The organism is Halomicronema sp. CCY15110 (assembly GCF_016888165.1).
Classification (GTDB): domain Bacteria; phylum Cyanobacteriota; class Cyanobacteriia; order Phormidesmidales; family Phormidesmidaceae; genus Halomicronema.
Genome location: NZ_JACSWC010000195.1, coordinates 1 through 21046, shown reverse-complemented (window position 1 = coordinate 21046; position 21046 = coordinate 1). Strand labels below are relative to the sequence as shown.

At 55.9% G+C, this 21046-nt stretch carries 17 protein-coding genes; 11 read left to right on the top strand and 6 right to left on the bottom strand.

All coding sequences use genetic code 11. The features are described from left to right. Nucleotides 1-2 precede the first annotated feature (2 nt). Both atpD and JUK32_RS06040 read right to left on the bottom strand, forming a co-directional pair. Nucleotides 3-1505 (bottom strand): F0F1 ATP synthase subunit beta, encoded by a 1503-nt coding sequence (atpD, locus tag JUK32_RS06045; protein WP_204137950.1) that lies wholly within the window; start codon nucleotides 1503-1505, stop codon nucleotides 3-5. 9 nt (nucleotides 1506-1514) lie between these two features. Further along, nucleotides 1515-1715, bottom strand: coding sequence for a hypothetical protein (locus tag JUK32_RS06040; RefSeq protein WP_204137949.1), 201 nt, complete (start codon nucleotides 1713-1715; stop codon nucleotides 1515-1517). A 798-nt stretch (nucleotides 1716-2513) separates the two neighbouring features. On the opposite strand from JUK32_RS06040, the gene JUK32_RS06035 reads away from it, so the two are divergent. Continuing rightward, nucleotides 2514-2807 (top strand): YkvA family protein, encoded by a 294-nt coding sequence (locus JUK32_RS06035; protein WP_204137948.1) that lies wholly within the window; start codon nucleotides 2514-2516, stop codon nucleotides 2805-2807. A 275-nt stretch (nucleotides 2808-3082) separates the two neighbouring features. On the opposite strand, the gene JUK32_RS06030 is transcribed toward JUK32_RS06035, so the two are convergent. Further along, nucleotides 3083-3346: a TIGR03643 family protein gene (locus tag JUK32_RS06030; RefSeq protein WP_204137947.1), complete on the bottom strand. Its 264-nt coding sequence runs from the start codon at nucleotides 3344-3346 to the stop codon at nucleotides 3083-3085. A 160-nt stretch (nucleotides 3347-3506) separates the two neighbouring features. Between JUK32_RS06030 and JUK32_RS06025 the strand changes: the two genes are divergently transcribed. After that, nucleotides 3507-4310 (top strand): creatininase family protein, encoded by an 804-nt coding sequence (locus JUK32_RS06025; protein ID WP_204137946.1) that lies wholly within the window; start codon nucleotides 3507-3509, stop codon nucleotides 4308-4310. 115 nt (nucleotides 4311-4425) lie between these two features. Beyond that, on the top strand, nucleotides 4426-5676 hold the full coding sequence (gene codA / locus JUK32_RS06020) for a cytosine deaminase (protein WP_204137945.1): 1251 nt from the start codon (nucleotides 4426-4428) through the stop codon (nucleotides 5674-5676). Here codA and JUK32_RS06015 read toward each other — a convergent pair. After that, nucleotides 5673-6584 carry a LysR family transcriptional regulator gene (locus JUK32_RS06015; protein WP_204137944.1) on the bottom strand — a complete coding sequence of 304 codons (912 nt, stop codon included), beginning with the start codon at nucleotides 6582-6584 and terminating at the stop codon, nucleotides 5673-5675. The two genes, codA and JUK32_RS06015, sit on opposite strands and share 4 nt — an antisense overlap. A 985-nt stretch (nucleotides 6585-7569) precedes the next feature. On the opposite strand from JUK32_RS06015, the gene JUK32_RS06010 reads away from it, so the two are divergent. The 3 genes from JUK32_RS06010 (at nucleotide 7570) to JUK32_RS06000 (ending at nucleotide 11327) form a co-directional block, all read left to right on the top strand. After that, nucleotides 7570-7953, top strand: a complete 384-nt coding sequence (locus tag JUK32_RS06010) for an AbrB family transcriptional regulator (RefSeq protein ID WP_204137943.1) — start codon at nucleotides 7570-7572, stop codon at nucleotides 7951-7953. An 837-nt stretch (nucleotides 7954-8790) separates the two neighbouring features. Next, nucleotides 8791-9009 carry a hypothetical protein gene (locus JUK32_RS06005; protein ID WP_204137942.1) on the top strand — a complete coding sequence of 73 codons (219 nt, stop codon included), beginning with the start codon at nucleotides 8791-8793 and terminating at the stop codon, nucleotides 9007-9009. 746 nt (nucleotides 9010-9755) lie between these two features. Then, nucleotides 9756-11327, top strand: coding sequence for a mucoidy inhibitor MuiA family protein (locus tag JUK32_RS06000; RefSeq protein ID WP_204137941.1), 1572 nt, complete (start codon nucleotides 9756-9758; stop codon nucleotides 11325-11327). A gap of 189 nt (nucleotides 11328-11516) precedes the next feature. On the opposite strand, the gene JUK32_RS05995 is transcribed toward JUK32_RS06000, so the two are convergent. Continuing rightward, nucleotides 11517-12689 (bottom strand): serine hydrolase, encoded by a 1173-nt coding sequence (locus JUK32_RS05995; RefSeq protein ID WP_204137940.1) that lies wholly within the window; start codon nucleotides 12687-12689, stop codon nucleotides 11517-11519. Nucleotides 12690-12935: 246 nt separating this feature from the next. Here JUK32_RS05995 and JUK32_RS05990 point away from each other — a divergent pair, with 246 nt between their 5' ends. The 5 genes from JUK32_RS05990 to JUK32_RS05970 all read left to right on the top strand — a co-directional run bounded on the left by JUK32_RS05990 (nucleotide 12936) and on the right by JUK32_RS05970 (nucleotide 18593). Beyond that, a complete protein-coding gene (locus JUK32_RS05990) occupies nucleotides 12936-14663 on the top strand; it encodes an FAD-dependent oxidoreductase (RefSeq protein WP_204137939.1) in 1728 nt (575 codons plus the stop codon). Nucleotides 14664-14689: 26 nt separating this feature from the next. Continuing rightward, nucleotides 14690-16810, top strand: coding sequence for a CHASE2 domain-containing protein (locus tag JUK32_RS05985; RefSeq protein WP_204137938.1), 2121 nt, complete (start codon nucleotides 14690-14692; stop codon nucleotides 16808-16810). 603 nt (nucleotides 16811-17413) lie between these two features. Beyond that, on the top strand, nucleotides 17414-17593 hold the full coding sequence (gene rd / locus JUK32_RS05980; protein WP_204137937.1) for a rubredoxin: 180 nt from the start codon (nucleotides 17414-17416) through the stop codon (nucleotides 17591-17593). A 24-nt stretch (nucleotides 17594-17617) separates the two neighbouring features. Then, the gene (locus tag JUK32_RS05975; protein ID WP_204137936.1) at nucleotides 17618-18133 is read left to right on the top strand and encodes a hypothetical protein; all 516 of its coding nucleotides are present in this window, start codon (nucleotides 17618-17620) and stop codon (nucleotides 18131-18133) included. A 34-nt stretch (nucleotides 18134-18167) separates the two neighbouring features. Beyond that, nucleotides 18168-18593, top strand: coding sequence for a DUF6335 family protein (locus JUK32_RS05970; protein ID WP_204137935.1), 426 nt, complete (start codon nucleotides 18168-18170; stop codon nucleotides 18591-18593). Nucleotides 18594-18854: 261 nt separating this feature from the next. Here the strand turns inward: JUK32_RS05970 and JUK32_RS05965 are convergent, their stop codons facing one another. Further along, nucleotides 18855-20720 (bottom strand): FAD-dependent oxidoreductase, encoded by a 1866-nt coding sequence (locus JUK32_RS05965; protein WP_204137934.1) that lies wholly within the window; start codon nucleotides 20718-20720, stop codon nucleotides 18855-18857. Nucleotides 20721-21046 lie beyond the last annotated feature (326 nt).

Sequence of the window (21046 nt, the reverse complement as noted above, 5' to 3'; positions counted from 1 at the left end):
GGTTAACCCTCCTGATGCTGGGGGACACCGTTGGTTTCGGCGTCAGTCTCTGAATCGGGCGACGCTGACAGAGCCGCCTCCGTCGAGTCGGCTAAGGACTTTGTCGCCGCTTCGCTGACCGTGCCAATCATGTAGAGTGCTTGTTCAGAATAGTCGGCAAACTCATCATTGAGAATGCGATCGCACCCTGCCAGGGTTTCCTCCAGCGGCACCCGCTTCCCGGCCTTGCCGGTGAACTGTTCCGTACTGAAAAAGGGCTGAGTCAGAAACCGCTCCAGTCGCCGCGCTTGCCGCACCGTCTGGCGATCGCGCTCCGACAGTTCCTCAATGCCCAGCATGGCGATGATGTCCTTCAGGTCTTCGTAGGCCGCCAGGGTGCTGCGCACGGCGCGCGCTGTCTGGTAATGGCGATCGCCCACAATGTGCGGCGACAGCATTTTGGAGTTGGACTGCAGCGGATCGAGGGCCGGATACAGCCCCTCACTGGCGCGTTTGCGGGACAGCACAATCGACGCCGATAGGTGCCCAAACGCATGCACCGCCGCCGGATCAGTAAAATCATCGGCGGGCACATACACCGCCTGCACCGACGTAATCGCTCCGGTGCCCGTGTTGGTAATGCGCTCCTGAAACTGCGACAGCTCCGTGCCCAGGGTCGGCTGGTAGCCCACCCGCGACGGCAGCCGCCCCATCAGCCCCGACACCTCTTGCCCCGCCTGAATGAAGCGAAACACATTGTCCACCAGCAACAGCACATCGAGCTGCGCATCATCGCGAAAATACTCCGCCATCGTCAGCGCCGCGTGCCCCACCCGCAGTCGCGCCCCCGGCGGTTCGTTCATTTGGCCAAACAGCATCACCGTATTATCCAGAACGCCCGCATCCTGCATTTCCTGGTACAGTTCCTCGGCCTCGCGGTTGCGTTCACCAATACCGCAAAACAGACTGATGCCCTCGTGCTGACTCACCATGTTGTGAATCATTTCCGTGATCAACACCGTCTTGCCCACCCCTGCCCCGCCGAACAGTCCCGCCTTGCCGCCCCGCTCCAGCGGCGCCAGCAGGTCGATCGCTTTGATGCCCGTGGTGAGAATTTCTGACTGGGTGGATTGGCGGGTAATCGGCGGCGGCGCTTGGTGGATCGATCGCCACTCGCCGCCCTCCACGGGTTCCTTGCCGTCGATCGCGTGACCAAACACGTCGAACACGCGCCCCAAGAGGCGATCGCCCACGGGTACTTCGATGGGATGCCCTGTATTGATCACCTCGCTGCCCCGTGCCAGCCCCGAGGTGGGCGTCAGCGCAATACACCGGACGATGTGCTCATCGACCTGACTCACCACTTCCATAATGATGGGCTGCTCCCCCACCACCTTGAGCTGCGTATTCAGCTCCGGCAGACCGGTGGCAAACCAAACATCCACCACGCTGCTACGCAGAGATGCGACTCGCCCGCGGGCCAGCGCTAGGGGAAGGTGAGCAGCCGTTTTTAGGCTGGCAGTCATGGTTCGTCCTCAATTGGCGGCGTGACTGAACGGTTGCTGGGCGATCGCCGGGGGGCTGGTCGCCGCCCACCGCGATCGCGGGAGCAACGACCTTAACCACTCCACCAAGGCGAGCCACCATCCCTCTATGATGACGCCAACCCGGTCCCCTGAAGGCGGCTTCCACAACAAAGTTAAATTGCGATAAATTGCGCGACTGCACTGGGCCACGACTCGCCCTCATCCACCAACCCCTCTCCCAGTTTTGGGCTACTACAGACACACAAACGGATTCTGGGCTAGTGACCCTCCTTCAAAGCTGGCCTCAACTTTTCTGAGACCCTGGCTCAAGGTCTGAGTGCGCCCCTGCAATTTGGGTACTAGCTGCTGAAGGCACTGTTGTGGTGCACACGTACCAGGAGGTGGGTGTGCGCATTGGGTATCCGGGCCCAGGCGACATCGATGTCGCCTTCCCGGTTCTCGACGGAGGTCACGCCCTCGCCGCCGCCTGCGACACGGACTCAATAGCGATGCTTTACACCTTGACTATGAGCTGTTTTTGAGTCTGATGGATGACAACGATCGCGCCCTAGTGCATCAAACCTACCAAGACTCCGTCAAATTCAAATCAGAGCTTACTTTTTCAGCAAGCCCGACGTATCCTGGGTGCAGAATGGGGTGCCCACCGAGTTCCAGGCCACATGAAAGCCTCATCAGTGAGCGCATTGGACTTGGCCCAGTGGTTAAGGATTGGTCAGCTTGTCATTTGTGGTTTAGAGCCCCCAAGCAGTGCGTTCAAACCCGGGAGCGATCGCCCCTGAACGACAAACTTGAGCGCCAAATTTGGGGATCTCTTTTGGGCGCAAAGCTCATCTGCTAAAACATGGGCCGAGGCCACTTGATGCATCAGAAAGGGCTTGAACGACATGAAAGCGTACGGCTTTCCCTATGAATCGGGGAGTTTTCAGCACTGTTAATCAAAGCATTTTCCCGAGAACATAAGAAGGAACATTGATGGGAAGTCCAAGCATGGAAAATTTAGTACAGTCGTTTTATAACTGGTATAAGCAAACAATTCGTCATCCAAAATATCGTTGGGTGATTATTGGCGGTACGCTAATTTACTTGCTCTCGCCAATTGATATCGCACCTGATTTTATTCCCATCATTGGCTGGATTGACGACGCCGCAGTCGCCACGCTGTTGGCAGCCGAGCTGAGTCAAGTCTTTTTGAGCGCCACAACCAAGCGCAAAAAGTCAGGCAAAACGCGTCCCGCTCCAGCTCAAGACGTCGATTTTCGCACGATTGATATTGAGTCATAAGTTGCCTTCCCGGTCAGTGGTGAAGGGCTGCGGTTGTCCGTAACTTCACCACTCGTAAAAGCTTTGGGCTTGATGGCAAACTGACGACCTGTAACGCGATCGCATCCCTCAATCCGCCCTTCAAGGGGACGGTTCCCTGTCAGCTCCGTGGATAAAGGTGAGCTCAGTTTAGGGAACCGTCCCCTGAAAGCTTTGGTAGCAAAGCATTTGACATGGTGGCCCGGCTAGCAGCAGCAATGGTGGCTGATCTTTTAGGCCCCATGTCTTTCCCGCTCTCACGAGCCTTTTTGGTTGGCCGAACGAAAGCGCCCCGCCTCGAAGTCACGCTGTTGGCGATGTTTGGTGTTGCGACCCGTGACCCGTTTGCGCCACATCCGAAAACTACTGGCTTTCATCTCTCGCCGCATCAGTTTAATAACCGCTTTTTCTTTAAGGCCAAACTGCAACTCGATCGCGTCAAATGGGGTGCGATCTTCCCACGCCATTTCGATAATGCGATCGCGATCGGCGCTGCTCAGGTCTGGAAATGGTTGACTCATAACAGGGCGATTTACGGTTTCGATGGGTGCAAGGCCGCTTGAGTATTTGCGCTCCTCAGTTTAGCTTGACAAAAAATGGCTGGGATTTCAGCCCGCAGCCGCATCGCTTGGCCCCCAGTTTCCGCTAGGCTAATGGCCTGATCTGTCTTTCCGGTTGTCCATGCTGCACGGCTTCATTCCCCCCCAGCGTTACTTTGCCTATCTCACCTGGCAAATGATTGCTGACTTGCCCGACAAAGAGAATGTCGTCATTGCTCAGCCGATTGGGGCGATCGAGCAGCACGGGCCGCACCTGCCCCTAGCGGTGGATGCCGCGATCGCGGCTGCCGTATTGGGCCAAGCCTTAGCCAATTTGCCAGAGACGATCCCCGCTTATGGATTGCCTCCTTTGTACTACGGCAAGTCCAACGAGCACTGGCACTTTCCGGGCACCATTACCCTGTCGGCGCAGACCCTGCGGCAAGTGCTGATGGAATCGGCGGAAAGTCTGTATCGCGCAGGCTTTCGCAAGTTGCTGTGGATTAATGCCCACGGTGGTCAGCCCCAGGTGCTGGAGATGGCTGCTCGCGATCTGCACCAGCAATATCCTGACCTGCTGATATTTCCTCATTTTGTCTGGAATGTGCCGAATCCGGCGGCGGCAATGCTGACCGAGAAAGAGCTGGAACTCGGCATTCACGCGGGCGATGCGGAAACGAGCTTGATGATGGCAATTTTGCCGGAACAGGTACGGACCGAGCTCGCCGTGTGCGAATATCCCCAAGGCTTGCCCACCGATGGCCTGCTCAGTATGGAAGGGGCGCTGCCCTTTGCCTGGGTCACCCGCGATCTCACGCGCAGTGGGGTGCTGGGCGATGCGACTGCGGCCAGTCGGGCCAAGGGCGATCGCCTACTCGCCGCCCTGACCCAAGGATGGGTCGAGGTGATCACGGCAATTCATCAGTTTCAACAACCCGCTGCGTGAAGGGCGCTCGCCGGGATGGCCTTATCACTTTTTCATGACCGCCGCCGCCCAGCCGTGAACAGTTTTCTAGTTTCCAGAACCAGTATCCTAAAGGCGCTGATGCTCCTTAGTGCCCATGACTTCATTATTGTTACGCCACGGTCGTTTGGTCACGGATCCTCAGACTGTCGTGGATATTGCCATTGAAAACGGCGTGATTGCCGCGATCGCCCCCGACCTCAACGTCACCGCTGACCAAACCCTCGACATTACGGGGCAGCTGGTGAGTCCGCCGTTTGTGGAATCTCACATTCACCTTGACTCGGCATTGACGGCGGGACAGCCCCGCTGGAATCAAAGCGGTACCCTGTTTGAAGGTATTGAAATCTGGGGTGAGCGCAAACAGTCCCTCACGCTAGAAGATGTGCAGCAGCGGGCGATCGCGGCGCTGAAAATGCTGGCGAGCAACGGGGTGCTGTTTGTCCGCAGCCATGCCGATGTGAGTGAACCGTCGCAAACGCCGCTCAAAGCGTTGCTGGCGGTGCGGGAAGCGGTCAAAGATTGGTTGACCTTGCAGGTGGTGGCCTTTCCCCAAGACGGCATTTATAGCAAACCCGAAAACGCCAAACGCCTCGAAGATGCGGTCAAAATGGGGGCCGATGCGGTGGGCGGCATTCCCCATTACGAGCTGACGCGGGAAGACGGCGTTAAATCCGTGCAATACATTTTTGATTTGGCCGAACGGTACGATCGCCTCATCGACATTCACTGCGATGAAATCGACGATGACCAGTCCCGCTTTCTTGAAGTCGTTGCAGCGGAAGCGATTCGCCGCCAGATGGGCGATCGCGTCACCGCCAGCCACACCACGGCCTTTGGGTCTTACAACAATGCCTACGCCTTTAAGCTGATGGGCTTTTTGAAACGCGCTCAGATCAACTTTGTGGCGAATCCGCTGATTAATCTGACGTTGCAGGGGCGCGCCGACACCTATCCCAAGCGGCGAGGCCTGACGCGGGTAAAAGAGCTGTGGCAAAACGGCCTCAACCTCAGTCTGGGCAATGACTGTATTCAAGATCCCTGGTATAGCCTGGGCTCCGGCAATCTGTTAGAAGTCGCTTCCGTGGCGGTGCATGCCTGCCAAATGACTGGGCGTGACGAACTGATGGCTTGCTACGACATGATTACGCGCTTTGGAGCCAACACCCTGCACGTGGCCGACCAGTATGGTCTGGCAGTCGGCCAACCCGCCAATTTGATCACCCTGGATGCCGAGGATGCGATCGCCGCGATTCGCGATCGGGCCACTGTGCGCCAAGTGATTTCCCGAGGCCGGGTGTTGGTCAGTACGTCCAAACCTGAGGTCACTTGGCAGCAAGCGGTTTAGCCCACCGCCGTCACGGGCGATCGCTGCTGTAACAGTTGCAGAAACGCAAACACCGCCGGGGGGTGGAGCGCCTCTGCCAGCACGATCGCCCCCACCTGCCGTTCCAGCGGGGCGGGCAACCGGGCAATGCTGACCCCAGGGGGAATCGGATGGGCCGATAGTGACGGCACAATCGCCGCCCCCAAGCCCTGCGCCACCATGCTGAGAATTGTGCTGGTTTCTCGAAACTGATACCGAGGCTTGAGGGTAAAACCGGCTTGCTGAAAGTGGGCCTGCACTGCGGCAAAGCAACTATTGTCTTCGGGATAAACGATTAACGGTAAATCCACGAGTTGCTCCCAGCTCAGATTCGGATCAGGCTGCTCGACCGCTGGCGGCAACAGCACCCAAAACGGATCACTCATTAACTCCCAGCTTTCAAATTCCTCACTGGTGGGCAAAAACGAGATGCCAATATCCGCTTTGCCACAGCGAATTTGTTCCTCGACATAGCCAAAATCGTAATGCTCGGTGATGGTGACGGCGATCGCTGGATGCTCTTTGTTGAACTGCGCCACAATGCGCGGCAATAAGTTGGCCGCTGCCCCGCGAAACGTCGCAATCCGCACTTCGCCCCCCTGCAACCCCTTATGCAGGTTGGCCGTCTGCTGCATTTGCTCTAGCAGCTGCAACACCGCCCGCGCCTGCTGCGTCACGGCGGTGCCCGCCGGAGTCAACTGCGCGCCGTGGCGTCCCCGGGCTAGCAAAATCACCCCGAGTTCGTCTTCCAGGGTGGCGATCGCGTGACTCACGGTGGGTTGGGTCAGCCCCAATTCCAGGGCCGCCTCGCCAAAACTGCCAAAATCAGCCACCGCAACAAGCGCCCGAATTTGGGAAAGTTTGGGACCATTTTGATGGGCTTTGCTCACAATATTCCCCAAAGCAGACTGTTCAAATTATGCCTAAGTCCCGCCAAAACGTCTGAAAGGATGTTGAGAACGGTAACCGTGGCGGCACCCGGCAACTCCTGGAAAATCTTCTCTTCAATCCTTGATGAATTGGTCAATCCGAGATGGCCCGATGCAGCTAAACTCGCTTTTCCCAATCTGTTTATTGTCGGCAGTTGCTTGAGTTACCCCGTGCTGATCGTCGGCTCACCGACGGCCACTGTCTTAAGTCAATAGCGCGATCGCAATCAGGATGATTTGCGATCGTCAAGCGCTAAGCATAATTCCAGCAAAATTAATCCTTTTCTCCAGCCAGATTGCCATGCGAGACTTTGCTTCAGGACGCATCCCTGAATGGACAAATTCATCCCTGGTTTAGGTGAGCCGCTTGCCCCCAAGCACAATCCGGCATACACAATTACGACCCCTGCTTGCTTGCCAGCCTGTCGATCCGATGAAGACAAAATCACTCGACATCAGGGTTACATATCCCCTGCATTAAGAGTGATAAACACTGATCATACTAAGATTTCGATGATCGATTTAGGTACCAGAGCCGACCTGAGCAGACCAACATGCCCCCCTGGCTGGCTGCAACTAGGCAGTGTTAATAGACGACAACAGTATTGACAATATTGAATACGCTAATCTAGAGAATGAGCATTTCTTAAAGGGGAAAGGGCGATTCAGCAATTATTCAGCCAATTCTTCTGCGAATAATCCTGCTTAATTCTTCCCCGAATGACCCAACTTCTAATACAATTTATGTGTTCGTCATTCACCAAAGTGAATATAATACAAATAATTCGCCGGATGAATGACCAATAGGCAATATGAAGCGTTTTAAGGTTCAACTAGCTAAGGTTTCTGAAACTGGCGATTAGTTCTCTACACGCGGTATCAAAAACTAGCGGTAAGATGCTTCATCCCTTGTAGTAATCACTGTTACGGAGAGGTTCCCTCACTAATGGCAAGCACCAAGACAGATGCGCTGACGGGCAAAGCCCTATTGCAAAAAGTTAAGGATTTAGCCCATCTAACTAAGCGAGAAAAGGCTAGGGAGTGTGGCTACTACACCACGACAAAAGACGATCAAATTCGAGTGGATGTGACGGGTTTCTACGATGCGTTGCTAGAAGCACGTGGCATTCAGTTAGACCCTGACAAAGGGAAAGATGGTCGCGGGCGTGAACCGACTTATCGTGTCAGTGTGCATAAGAACGGTCAAATCGTGATCGGCTCAACCTATACAGACGAAATGGGTCTGAAGCCGGGGGATGAGTTTGAAATTAAGCTGGGCTATAAACATATTCACCTAATTCAGTTGGATGTGGGTGATGAAGCTGAATAATTATTAGCTTGGCATGAGTCCACAGGGGCGCTGCTAGCTTTTGGGCTTACAAAGGGCGATCGCTGATTCGGCGATCGCCTTTTTTAATGGCTGAATGATGGCTGCCGATTCCACCAGGGCTGCGTGGGCTGTGTGGGCATGACTCCAGTCGCTAATACATAAAAACTTTGTCGAATGGATCGCCTGCTGAGAGCGGGACTTGAGTGAGGCCAATTGATGCGCTGTGGATAGCGTAGATCACTGCTAACCCTGAGCGGTTGTCTCATTAGCAGACTCGGCAGCCTGCAACTGTGTATGCCGATTATGCAGATGAGAAGACGCAGACATGTTGATTTTGGCTTCCCCTTCAGATGCGTTTATCTGCCTCATCGCTGTATTTGTCTGCTGACAGCATCGATCCCCACCCATTTCAACCGATTTTTATTCACAAGCGGATGGCGGCCAAAGTAACGCTTAGTTGTCTGAAGTTTCAAAATATTTCGCGATGGCTGTGGAATCGCGATCGCCAGCAGCAGCCGGGTATTGTAAGACCATTGAACTCATCATTCCAACGACTAAACTTGGTTGGCAAACTCACTGCAAACTGGGGCTAGCGCCTCGCCTTCGCAAATTCACAACAACCATACGATTCGGCTGACTCAACAAAGATTAGATAAAGCTACGAAAGATTGATTTTGTGGATCGTGTGCTCTCCGCTTTGATCAATAAGCGACCATTCGCCCAGGCGCATAAATTAAAGGGAAACCTGTCTAACCTCTGGGGGCCTGGATCTGCCTCTGTCGCGCCATGGGCACAGCAAGCTTATTTGTTTTCTAGTTATCGTCGCCAGGAGTCACCATGGGCATATCTGAAACCCTTTACAAAGACCAACCCCCACTGTCGACTGATCACCCGGCAAGTCCAGTCGCTTTGTCACGGATGTTCGTTGCAGACGGGGATTTGGCTCAGGAATATGGTTTTGAGCGCCACCGCCGAGTTTACGCCTGCCCAATCGATTTTCAAGACCACCCGTGCCCACAGCCCAGCTTTTTAGAGGCGCTGTTGGGCGATGGTTAAGCGCCGGTCGGGGGTAACACCATGTCTACGATCGCGCTGCACCTCTGAAAATTGATGTGCTCAAGACGTCCCACCTGAGCTGGGGAGACAGGCCGTTTAGCGGTAAATTTTTAGGTTGGTCATGGGGGCTAACCCGATCAGTCGAGTCGCTCTGCCCGTACATTCCAACATTGCATGGCAGACTGGGCTCATGGGCAAGCGGTTGCCTCTCATCTCGGTCTAATTATGTTGATGGATTGACAAATTTGGCCCGCGCACCGCTCTGTATAGAACGGCTTGCGATCGCGATCGCGTTGCCAACTAGCGGCAATAGATAGGTATTGGAGGTAACATATATGTCAATTCCATTACTCGCTAAAACTTTGCGCAAAGGAATTTTCTACAAAGTTTTGCCCAGACGTTCAGGGTGACTCCCCTCACACCATGTAAAGGGAAATAAGCTAGATCAGCTAATGAAGATCACTCATGGGCGTATTACGGCTCTCGGTCGGTGTCTTTGGGCTCAGGGTACTGGTGCCATTAAGGCGCTGGCGGGACTCAATCAGTTTGCGGCTCATCCCGCCAAAGCCAGCCCAAGTTTGTATTGTGAGCGAGGGATGTGCTAAGTCACCTGACTATTTGGAGAGGTGGATGATGGCCGAAGGGGTCGAGAGATTTTCTGAACTTGTGGTTTGCAGTCGAGAGAGTTAGCCGTGCAGATGCCTGAAACTGGTTCCACAGGAATCATTCCAGTAGAGACTGAGATCGTGGCAGTCACTGTTTACCCTGAGCAGGCGCGGGTGACCCGCCAGGGACAACTAGAGGTGAAGACGCCGCAGGTACTTCTAGATATCGGCCCACTACCAGCCACCCTGGCACCACCAAGCATTCAAGCTTATGCAAGCGGTTCGGCCCAGGTCATCCTCCAAAAGCCCACTCTCAAGCCATTATTTCGTAGTGATGACTGGCTGGCTCAGGAATCCAGGCTGAGCGATCGCTTTCATCAGGCCGAGACCCAGTTTCATCTGTGCAAAGACACGATCGCGGGGCTCCAGCAACAGCAGGCATTTTTGCAATCGTTGGCCGACAAGTCGGCCCGGACTTTGGCCCAGGGCATTGCCCAGCAAACCACTGACCTGGCCCACGTCACCGAATTCACGCAATTTTTAGAAGCGAGTCATCAGCGGCTGAGTCAAGCGATCGCCGAGCAAGAGCGCCGCAAACAAGATTTAGATCAGCAGTTGCAGTCGACGCGGCAAGTGCTCCAACAATTTCAAGCCAGCGGAAAAACGCCCAAATACCACATCCAGCTGCCGCTCGTAGTGCAGCAACCGGGCACTGTCGAACTCCGCATCGTTTACGACGTGACCGAGGCTAAATGGCAGCCCGCCTATGATGTGCGCCTCCAGGCCAATGACCCCAGCTTACAAATCGACTGCATTGCCGAAGTGCAGCAGCAGACCGGCGAAGATTGGTCAGCAGTGGCGCTGAAGGTGTCAACGGCGGTGCCAGAAAAAACGCCAGAAATTCCCGAGGCGAGTTTGCTCCGACTGCCTTCCACGATGCGCCCCAAGTCAGCCGTGTCCCCCTCACCCTCAAGGCGTCATCCTCGCAAGGCAGTCAGTTCAGTCTTAGATGACACCTACCGGATGCTCGGAGCCCTGCCCGGCAGCGAGATTCCGCCCCAAAACGAGGGCGACCCGGTGGGTGACGCCAAGCTGCAACCGGCGAACGCCATCATTTGTTTTGTAGCCCCCGAGCCGGGCTGCGTGCTGAGTGACGGTGAAGTGCATCGAGTGCCCGTCGGCCAATTACAGCTAGAGAGCCGCCTGACCTATGTGGCCTTGCCCCAACGCTGTAGCTCAGCTTATTTGTGTGCGGCGTTGACCAATCCTCCTGATAAGTGGCCTCTACTGCCCGGTACGGCTTATTTGTTCCGCGATGGCGGGTATGTGGGCGCAGAGACGTTTGAATATGTCGCGCCGGGGGCATCCTTTCAGCTCAGTCTGGGCCTGGATGAACGGGTGCCGATTCAGCGCGAATTAGTCACTCAGCAATCAGCAGCGGATGCCCAAGGACGGGACCTGAGGGCGTATCGTTTAGCGATCGCGAATCCGTTTGACCATGCAATTGATGTCACCGTGATTGAGCAAATTCCGATCAGTCGCTCTGACGATGTGGTGGTGCAAGTCACGAAGGCGCAACCGACTGCCGACTTAGACCCAGATCACCAATGTCGATGGTTGACGCAATTACCGCCGCAATCTGCTCAGTACATCTTTTATGAGTACGAGGTCAAATATCCGCCGGATATGACGCTCTCGAACCCGAGTTCTTAAGAGTCCCTAAGGGAACTGCAACTAAAAAAAGTACCCGTTTAATCCGGTTTCGACTGCGCTCAACCTACCAGTATCGAGAGTTGAGCGGAGTCGAAACTCGGCATGGGGATCTTGTTTGCGCGCAAGTCCCTAACCTTGGCATGAGTGTTCCTTGCGGGGAGAAATTGGCGTCAGGGCGCTGATGGGTTGCTACTGGCCACTCGACGTTAACGCTTGGATGAGGGTATTCGGGATGACGGCATCATCCCAGTTGCCGGGTTGCTCGCCCATGCGGACGATGACCAAATCGTAGGTGGGCAGCACAAATACCCGTTGGATGCCGCGCCCGTCAAGATGGAAGCCGCGCGGATCAAGATAGGGGGCGGTGGCGGTGGTTTCGACGTTGGGGTGGTCGGGGGTGCGAGCTTTGACCCAGATGTGTTTGCCAAAGCTGGATTCCAGGGAGGAGGGGGTGAGCATGTCGGCTAGCCATGCAGGGTCAATCACCGTTTGTCCTTCCCATACCCCCTGGTTAAGCAACAGTTGCCCGATACGAGCCCAATCGCGCAGGGTGGCAAACAAGCAACAAAAGGTTTTGGCGGAGCCGTGGGGGCGATCGAGCCACACACTGGCGGTTTGCGCGCCGATCGCTTGCCAGAGCCGGGTCGCCAGGTATTCGGGATAGGCGATGCCAGTGGCTCGCTCCAGCACGATCGCGAGAATCTGACTATTCACATTGTTGTAGTCGTAGACCTCGCCGGGGGGGCGCACGCTGGGGATACTGAGGGCGGTTTTTGCCACATTCGAGCCGATGTAGAGATGCACCAGATCGGAAGTGGGGCTGGTGGTGCTGCGTTCGTTGCGCAGGCCCGACTGCATATAGAGCAAATCGCGCAGGGTGATATCAGCCCGATCGCCCCGTTGCCATTCGGGCACATAGTTGGCGACGGGCTCCGCCACGGAGGCGATCGCTCCCTCCGCGATCGCCTGCCCGATCAACAGCCCGACGAGGCTTTTAGTCATCGACATGGCATTGAACGGAGCCGTCTGGTCGTAGCCCTGCCAATACTGCTCCAGCACAATTTCACCCTGATGCATGACCAATAGCCCGGTGGAATGGCGCTCAGCGGCGTAATCGGCGACGGCCTGGAGCGCGGCGGCAAACTTGGGGGTTGGCGTTTGCGGGGCGACGGGCAAGGGTGGGCCGACTGCCCCCGCGACGGTCGCTTGGGGCTGATACCAATCGACGGCCATGATGGGTTGCTCTGGATAGGTCACGGCGCGGTGGATAAATCGCCAGTCGGGGAGGATGAGCAGGGCGGCGATCGCGATCGCGACCAGCAGCAGCCAAAGTCGATGGCGTTGGCGGGGAGGTCGGGGCATGGGGATGAGGGTGTGAGGGTAGCAGGGTGTGAGGGTAGCAGGGTGTGAGGGTGGCAGGGTACCGGAGGGAAGTCTTAACTCTTTGCTAAAGCTGCGTTACCAGGGGCATTTTGGGTCTAAAACTCTAGATAGAGAAATATATCTCACCAGGAATATAAGCTGGTGCTGGACTTGAGCGTAGCAAGCTTTTGGGGGGTGGGTGGTGCTCCCAGGGGGGCGATCGCTAATCGTAGAACAGGAGGCGTTATGAAGATTGTGGTGGTGGGTGGTGTGGCTGGCGGGGCATCGACGGCGGCCCGAGCGCGACGCCTGGATGAGTCGGCAGAAATCATTGTGCTGGAAAAGGATCAGTACGTTTCTTATGCCAATTGTGGGTTGCCTTATCACGTGGGCAAGGTGATTGAAGATCGCGACAAGCTGTTGGTGCAGACGCCTGATCGGTTGAAGCAGAGTTTGAATCTGGATGTGCGCACCGGGCATGAAGTGACGGCCATCGATCGCGAGCAGAAGACCGTGACGGTACGGGCGATCGCGACGGGCGAAACCTATCAGGAAACCTACGACAAGTTAGTGCTGTCGTTGGGGGCGAGCCCGATTCGGCCACCGTTGCCAGGTATCGATCATCCCAAAATCCATGTGCTGCGCAACATTCCCGACATGGATGCGATGTTGGCGACGTTGGGCCAGGGGGCCAGACGGGCGATCGTGGTGGGTGGCGGCTACATTGGCGTCGAGGTGGCGGAGAATTTGGTGCATCGGGGGTTACAGGTCGATCTGGTGGAAATGACGGGCCAGATTATGGCGACGCTTGATCCGGAGATGGCGCGTGATTTGCAATATCACCTGGAAGATCACGGGGTGCAGGTGCATTTGCAAACGGCGGCTCGGTCGTTTACGGAGGAAGGGGGCCGCCTGCGCACGGAGTTGTCGAGTGGGGAAACCATCACGGCGGATCTGGTGGTGATGGCGGTGGGGGTGCGACCGAATACGGCCCTGGCGACGGCTTGCGGCTTGCCGGTGGGGCCACGGGGCGGCTTGCAAACGGACAAGCACATGCGCACCGTTGACCCCGACATTTATGCCGTGGGTGACATGGTGGAAACGGAAAACCTGGTGACCGGAGACGCCATGCTGGCGGCGCTGGCAGGCCCGGCCAACCGCCAGGGGCGCATTGCGGCGGACAATATATTTGGGCACGGCAGCCAATATCGCGATACCCAGGGCACGGCGATTGTCAAAATCTTTGACATGGCGGGGGGCGGCACCGGGGCATCGGAGCGATCGCTCCAGCGGGCCAACATTCCTTACCGCAAGGTGTATCTGCATCCGTCGTCCCACGCCAGCTACTACCCCGGCGCGGCGACACTGCATCTCAAGGTGCTGTTTTCTCCGGCTGAGGGTAAGTTGCTAGGGGCGCAGGTGGTCGGCTTTGACGGGGTGGACAAGCGCATTGACGTGCTGGCGACGGCGCTGCGGGCGGGCATGACGGTGTTTGACTTAGAGCATTTGGAACTGAGCTATGCGCCGCCCTTTGGCTCGGCTAAAGACCCGGCCAACATGGCGGGCTTCTTAGGAGCGAACCTGCTGCGCGGCGATGTCCATTTTTGGTATGCCGACGACTATCCCGACCAGACGCCGGTGGGCACTCTGCTGGATGTGCGCACCCCGCGAGAATTCGACGAGTGGCACATTCCCGGTGCGGTACATATGCCGCTGAACCAGGTGCGCGATCGCTACACCGAAATTCCTGCCCATGGCCCGGTCTTGGTGTACTGCCGTTCCGGCTTTCGGAGTTATCTGGCCTATCGCATTCTGGTGCAAAGCGGGTTCAGCGATGTCTCCACCCTGGCGGGGGGACTGCTGACCTTTAGCTGCTTTTACCAGACGCCCTATTCCACGGGCACGGCCAACTATCCCGCGATCGCCCATGCGGAAGATCAGGTGGCCGAACAGGTGCTGTCCCAGACGCTTTAACCAACATTATTCATAAAACCTGAGCCATGGTTGATGCCCTCGCTGGGTTGATGCCATCGCCCCAGGTGATCGTCCACCTTGACGCAGGACGCACAACCATTTGGTTAGCCATGCCCGTGGAGAAAACCGGCGACCGGGTCGCGTTCATTCGCCCCTTCCCCGACTACCCTAGTCACAGGGAGATGTGTGCTCCCGTTTTAGCCTGCCCCCCGCGATCGCGCTCTGTGACCCCCTCTTCTCCCCCCCCAACTCCCCTTTGGCAGCGGCTCTCCCAAGCCAATTGGCAACACCGCGTGGTGCCCGGACTGGCCGTGATCGTGCTGATGGTAGGGCTGCGCTTGCTCGGCGTCTGGCAAGCGTTGGAGTGGGCGGCGCTGGATAGCTTTTTGCGGTGGCGACCAGCCGAGCCCACTGACGATCGCCTCCTCATTGTGGGCATCACGGAAGCGGACATCCAGCAGGTGGGCACCTATCCCATCCCCGACGGGGTGCTGGCCGCCCTGATTACCGAACTGCAACGGCACGAGCCGCAGGTGATTGGCCTCGACCTGTTTCGCGACTTGCCGATTCAGCCCGGCTCTGATCAGTTAAATCAACTGCTGGCTGAGTCGCCCCAGCTGTTCGGCATTGAAAAGGTGATCACCTCGACCATCGCGCCGCCCCCGGCCCTGCCCCCAGAACGAGTCGGCTTCAATGACTTTGCCCTGGACGATGACGGCTTTGTGCGCCGCGCTTTCCTCGCAGCCTTTCCGCCGCCGCTGCATCCCGAGCCCGAGCGCTTTCGCTTCTCGTTTCCTTTTGTGTTGGCTGAGGCTTACCTGGCCCAAGAGGACCTGTATTTGAAAAATGGTCGCCGCCGCTCTGACAATATGCGGTTTGGCCAGGCCGAACTCTGGCGGTTTATGCCCAATGATGGGGGCTATGACCGGGCCGACGCCACGGGGGTGCAGATGCTGATTAACGTGCGCAGCGGCCCCACCCCCTTTGCGGTCGTCTCCCTCGCCGCCGTGCTCGCCGGAGAAGTGGATCCCGACTTGATTCGCGATCGCGTCGTCCTCATCGGCGTCACCTCCCTCGGCCAAAAAGACTTGGTTAACTCCGCCGCCGTCAATACGCTGAATCCCGGCTTGGTGTATGGCGTTGAAATGCACGCCCACATCACCAGCCAAATTCTCAGTACCGTGCTGGACGATCGCCCCCTGATTTATGTCTGGCCCGACCCGTGGGAATATCTGTGGATCATCGCTTGGGGGGCGATCGGCATGGTGCTGGTGGGGCTGATGGCGCGGCCTGCCTGGTATTTGCTGGTGGTGGGGCTGGTGGGGCTGGGGCTGTTTGCCACCAGCTATGTGGCGTTGTGGTTAGGGGGCTGGTGGCTGCCCATTATGCCTACGCTCATCGCCTTCACGTTGAATGGTCTGGTACTGCCGGGATTTTACCTCTATGACCAAACCCTGCGATCGCGCATCGCCGCCCGCCAGCGCGTCATTGAGGAAACCTACGACGCCATCCACAACGGTCCTCTGCAATCCCTCGCGCTATTGCTAAAACAACAAGCTGACCTCTCGCCCACAGTGCAGGGGCAACTGGCGGATTTGAACCAAGAACTCCGCACCGTCTACAACCGCCTGCAACAAGAATCCTTGCCTGTGGAAGATCAGCTCCACCTCGGTGGCGGCAAAGTGATTGATCTGCGCGATCAGTTGCACGAAGTGCTCTATGAGGTTTACATCGCCACGCTCCGGCGCGACTTTCCCGGCTTTGCCTCCATTAAATTTCAAGTGGTGAAATTTGAGCCGATGCCAGATACGCGGTTATCTGCCGATGATCGGCGATCGCTCTGCCGCCTGCTCGAAGAAATGCTGTGTAATGTGGGCAAACACGCGATCGGGGCCAAACGCCTCACCGTTACCTGCTACGCCACTGACACCGAAAACATTATTCGCGTCGCCGACAACGGCAAAAGTTCTCCTTCCCCTGACGCCCCCAACCCAGAGACGGGCGGTCGCGGCACCCAACAGGCCCAAGCCCTGGCCCACCGCCTCGGCGGCACCTACCAGCGCGAGTTTGCCGACAACGGCACCCACTGCGAACTGCGCTGGCCCACCCAACGCCCCCGGCCCTGGTGGCCGCGATCGCGCCCTTAGGGAGCGGCGGAGCACATCCCGAAACGGCCAGTGGCTGGGTCCATTTCGTGTCTGGAGTCGGTACTTTAATTGCCCGCGCATCCCTTAATTCATCTCACTTTGAAGTCAGTTTGAGCGGCTGGCAGCGGACTGCTCATGAGCCTCGGTCTCGATGCCGAACGGGAAAATTCCGTTGATCAGGGATCAGTACAACACGGCAACCGGACTGGGTTGCCCGCAGGGTGGTTGCATACCCGCGAAGAAAATTCTGCAAGATCGTTTATAGGCTGTCTGTAGGGGCGTACGGCCGTACGCCCCTACGTCATCTCAAGGTTTTAGGAGATCCTCTGACGACAATGAAACCACCCTGGGGACACCCGTTTCTCAGGCTGATCGCAAATCACCGATCCGGTTGTCCCACCACAGCAACGAGATGACCTGAGGTGCAGCGGTTCTCTGAATCTTTTTCCCCTGTTTTCAACCTTTACGAAGCCCCACCGCGATCGCTCAAAACTTTTTAAGTCGGCAAAATCTCTATCTTTTAGCATCCTCCGATAGGGCGATGAAGAGTGACTGGCTAAATTGATAATTTCAGAGTGAACCCATCAATATTTGGTAAACAATATGCAGAAATATATTTGTGAAGTTTGCGGCTACATTTACGACCCAGAGAAAGGCGATCCAGATTCTGGCATTCAGCCGGGCACCCCATTCAACGAGATCCCTGACGACTGGGCTTGCCCAAAATGTGGGGCTGCCAAAGCTCAATTTAAGCCCGTTAAACAAGCGTCAAGCGTGGCTTAGATTGACATTAACGCTGGAAAAATTATGTCATTGCCTAGAAACGAACCCGTACCCCTGCGGCGAAAATCACCTGCCAATAGTTGGACTAAGGGCCTCAGAGGGTTCATCAGTTTTTTCGCCCTATTTGTGGCGGTCGGGTTTTTACTTTTTCAGCTTGTTTCGAGCATTTTGCTGGCATTCAGTGAATCCGGTTGGATTGGCTTTCGCAGCTTGGCAGCAGCGGCTTTTCCGCTGTCAGTGGCCATTTATTTAGGCTTTCTGGCTCGGATGAAAGTGCCGATCAGAGAAAGCCGTGCGCCCATTATCAACAGCTTTATTCTGTTCCTGCTTTGGACGTTGTTGCTGTTGGGGATTGACCGCAGTAATCAGCTTGTTCAGTTTCCCTTGGAAGAGTTGTTGTACGGCAGCACGATCGCCGCGATGATTTGGCGCTACAAATATCGCGATTCTTTTAAGGCGCTGTTAGCTTGCTGTTACGGCATTATTTCGGGCGCATTGGCAGCGGTCATTCTGTTTGGCATTAACCCCACCGCTTTGTAGACAACATTCGATTTTTATGACTCAAGATCCATCCTTGCATTCCAACGCACATCAATCAGCCGAGTCGCTAGTTGACGACAATAGTGACCTGACACCGCCCCCTGGCCCCCCGGAGCGATCGCCCCAGCAAGCGGCAGTCGAAGCAGCGCGAACCGGTCGGGAAGACCAAAGCCACCAAATTGGCGCAGAGCGATCGCTAGACCAACGCATGGCCGCTGGCAAACCCACGACTCAGGGCGACCCCGACGCCATGACGGAGCAAGCAAAAGTAGTGGGCGAAGAAGCCGTTGGGGGCACAACGCCCACCCCCGACCAAAGCAACGTTGATGACATTGCCGCATCGGCAGGCATCAACACCCAGGCTGAGCACCCAGTTAGAGTCCTACGTGAAATGCAGCGACGGGATGAACATCGGTTCGAGCTTGATCCCGAATCGAAGGGGCCAGCCGCTTCCGCCTAAATGATCTCTGTCCGGCATTAAACGCGAGCAGGCTGTGCTGCGACAGGTTGGGCGATCGCTAATCGGTTCAATCAGTTTTCAGGCGTGCAGGGCAGATGGTGAAAGTCCATCTGCCCTGCTTTTGCCGTGCAGACTTCGAGCCTTTCATCGCCGGGGGCTAAAAAAGAGCGAAGAGGGGCCGACAGTAACGTATAGACTGCTCCTCGATATCCTGTCTCCGTTCAAGAACCATTCCCTTAAACAACGGTGTTATCCCAAATCCTATGTGCTTACCCCCGATTCAACTTCCGATGCGTTCGGGCTGAGCTCGTCAAATGCGTTCGGGCTGAGCTCGTCGAAGCCCCAGGTCTTGCCGGGGATATACGAGTCGGATTTGGGCTTAGAGGTGTTTGGTGCCAATTCCTGAGCCAGTTCTTGCTTAATGAATTCTTGCTTAATGCAATCGCCTAGCCGCAAAGCCATCGCCACAATCGTCAGGGTGGGATTGGCATAGCCGCCCGTGGGGAAAGTGGAACTGCCCGCGACAAAAAGATTATGCAAACCGTGAACACAGCAATTGGCATCGACAACGCCATGTCTAGGATTGTCGTGCATGCGGGTGGTTCCCATTAAGTGGGCAGACCCCGTTGGCCGCCCAATTTGTGGCAGTCCGTCCTCGTCCAAGTCCACGTGAAAAGTGCCCAACCGCGATCGCTTGAGCTCCTCGGCCAAAAGGTGTTGAGCCCGCACCACCTTTGCGGCATCATCGCGACTCCAACTCCAGTGGAGCTCTAACTTTTGGCATCCCAAAGCGTCGCGATCGCGGCTCAAAACAATGCGATTATCCGGGTCAGGCGATTGCTCCAATAAGTGCATCACCTCAAACTGTCTAAAGCGCTTCTGGTTCTCTGGAAACTCAGACCAGCCGCCCCGCCCCAAGTTCGGCAGCATCGATTGGTGTTGAGTTTTCGCCAAATAAGCAGCTTTGATCACATAATCAACCCCCAAAGCGACGTTGCTCAGATGCGTCAGTGGCTTTTCTGGGAAACGCCGCAGGAGACTTGAAAATCCTTGCTTTGCCTTGGGATCCATGACCCATGCTTGGCTCCCAAACATCTGCTGCAAGAGGTATTTGAAGGAGCTCACCGCATCAGCCTCGCGGCGACTGGGGCGGGGAAACAGAATGGCATTGGTATTCAGCAACTGTTCTCGTTCCAGCACCGCTCGCGACAGTCGAAGGAATCCCATCACAGGCACCCCATGCACCTGACGGAGATCATAAAGGGCCGTGCGATTCAATAGCTGGGGATTGCGAGGGATAAAGTAGCCGCCAACGGCCTGGGGATGATCATGGTAGTAGCGGCCCACAACGTCGTATTGATTACCCAGACCGGCCGGGTGTTGTCGGTTAGCCGCCAGGAGTAACCGAGCATTTTGAAACCCACCCCCAGCCAGGACAAAAACCTTAGCCCGCACCCATGCCTCTTTGCCGCCGGGTGCAGCAATCTTCACCGCGGTTACAGCCTTGCCTGCATCATTGACTTTGATGTCAACCACGGTGGCATAGGTGTAAATATCGATATTCTGAGCCGCTTCGAGTTCAGCTCGATAGTCGGCATAAAAGGTTTTGGCGGCACCAAATTGAAACATGCCCGTTTCGACCGTTGCCGCATCCACTGGCAGTCGTGTCGCGCCGTTGCTCTCCCAAGCCTCTGGCTCATAGGCAAACGCCCCTAACTGGCAAACCTGCTGGGCGCGATCGTAATAAGGCAAGAGATGCGATCGCGAAAATGGCCAACCGCTGTTTGGTACCCAATCCCGCTTTTCGAAATCCAGCTCATCATAGGGAACGTATCGAACCCCAATCTGATTTTGCTCAGGACGAATTTTGATAGACCACACATTAGAATTGCCCCCTAGTTGTCGCTTACAGACCTCTATCGGCGGCATTGCATGGCCGACATTCTTACCATCGGCCAGCATCTGAATATCGGGATCAGCGTCTACCCCGCCACTTTCTAGTAGCGTCACTTGTCGATTGTGGCCAATAAACTCACGGGCCAGGCTGATGCCTGCGGGGCCAGCCCCCACAATGCAGATATCGGTGTCAATGTACTCGACGGGCAAAGTCCTAAAATCTTTTAGCATCTCAAAACCTCTGATTAAAAAATAGGGATTGAAAATCTCGAACCGCGATCCCGCCCCCTGCAGAAGCGAGGAGCATTTCCAGAAAAAATTTACTTTCTTAAAAAACTAGTCCAATTAAGAAACCAAGGAATTTAAACCTTAAAGCGATCAAATGGCATGTTTTCATCCATTTGAGTAAAAAGAAACTCAAAATATCTGAGAAAAAAGTTGCGTGAAAAAGATCAAATATTTGAATATCCTAAGATGCTATGCTCACTGGTGCAGAAAAGTTTTGGGAGCAAAGTATCGGTAGTCTCATCGTGAGAAAGTCGTCACTTTCGAGAACT

Excerpts from the sequence above, each read along its gene's own strand:
- JUK32_RS06025 (WP_204137946.1), top strand. The coding sequence starts at position 3,507 with ATGCTGCACGGCTTCATTCCCCCCCAGCGTTACTTTGCCTATCTCACC.
- JUK32_RS05990 (WP_204137939.1), top strand. The coding sequence starts at position 12,936 with ATGAAGATTGTGGTGGTGGGTGGTGTGGCTGGCGGGGCATCGACGGCG.
- JUK32_RS05995 (WP_204137940.1), bottom strand. The coding sequence starts at position 12,689 with ATGCCCCGACCTCCCCGCCAACGCCATCGACTTTGGCTGCTGCTGGTC.
- JUK32_RS06005 (WP_204137942.1), top strand. The coding sequence starts at position 8,791 with ATGGGCATATCTGAAACCCTTTACAAAGACCAACCCCCACTGTCGACT.
- JUK32_RS05985 (WP_204137938.1), top strand. The coding sequence starts at position 14,690 with ATGGTTGATGCCCTCGCTGGGTTGATGCCATCGCCCCAGGTGATCGTC.
- atpD (WP_204137950.1), bottom strand. The coding sequence starts at position 1,505 with ATGACTGCCAGCCTAAAAACGGCTGCTCACCTTCCCCTAGCGCTGGCC.
- codA (WP_204137945.1), top strand. The coding sequence starts at position 4,426 with ATGACTTCATTATTGTTACGCCACGGTCGTTTGGTCACGGATCCTCAG.
- JUK32_RS06035 (WP_204137948.1), top strand. The coding sequence starts at position 2,514 with ATGGAAAATTTAGTACAGTCGTTTTATAACTGGTATAAGCAAACAATT.
- JUK32_RS06010 (WP_204137943.1), top strand. The coding sequence starts at position 7,570 with ATGGCAAGCACCAAGACAGATGCGCTGACGGGCAAAGCCCTATTGCAA.
- JUK32_RS05965 (WP_204137934.1), bottom strand. The coding sequence starts at position 20,720 with ATGCTAAAAGATTTTAGGACTTTGCCCGTCGAGTACATTGACACCGAT.
- JUK32_RS05975 (WP_204137936.1), top strand. The coding sequence starts at position 17,618 with ATGTCATTGCCTAGAAACGAACCCGTACCCCTGCGGCGAAAATCACCT.
- rd (WP_204137937.1), top strand. The coding sequence starts at position 17,414 with ATGCAGAAATATATTTGTGAAGTTTGCGGCTACATTTACGACCCAGAG.
- JUK32_RS06030 (WP_204137947.1), bottom strand. The coding sequence starts at position 3,346 with ATGAGTCAACCATTTCCAGACCTGAGCAGCGCCGATCGCGATCGCATT.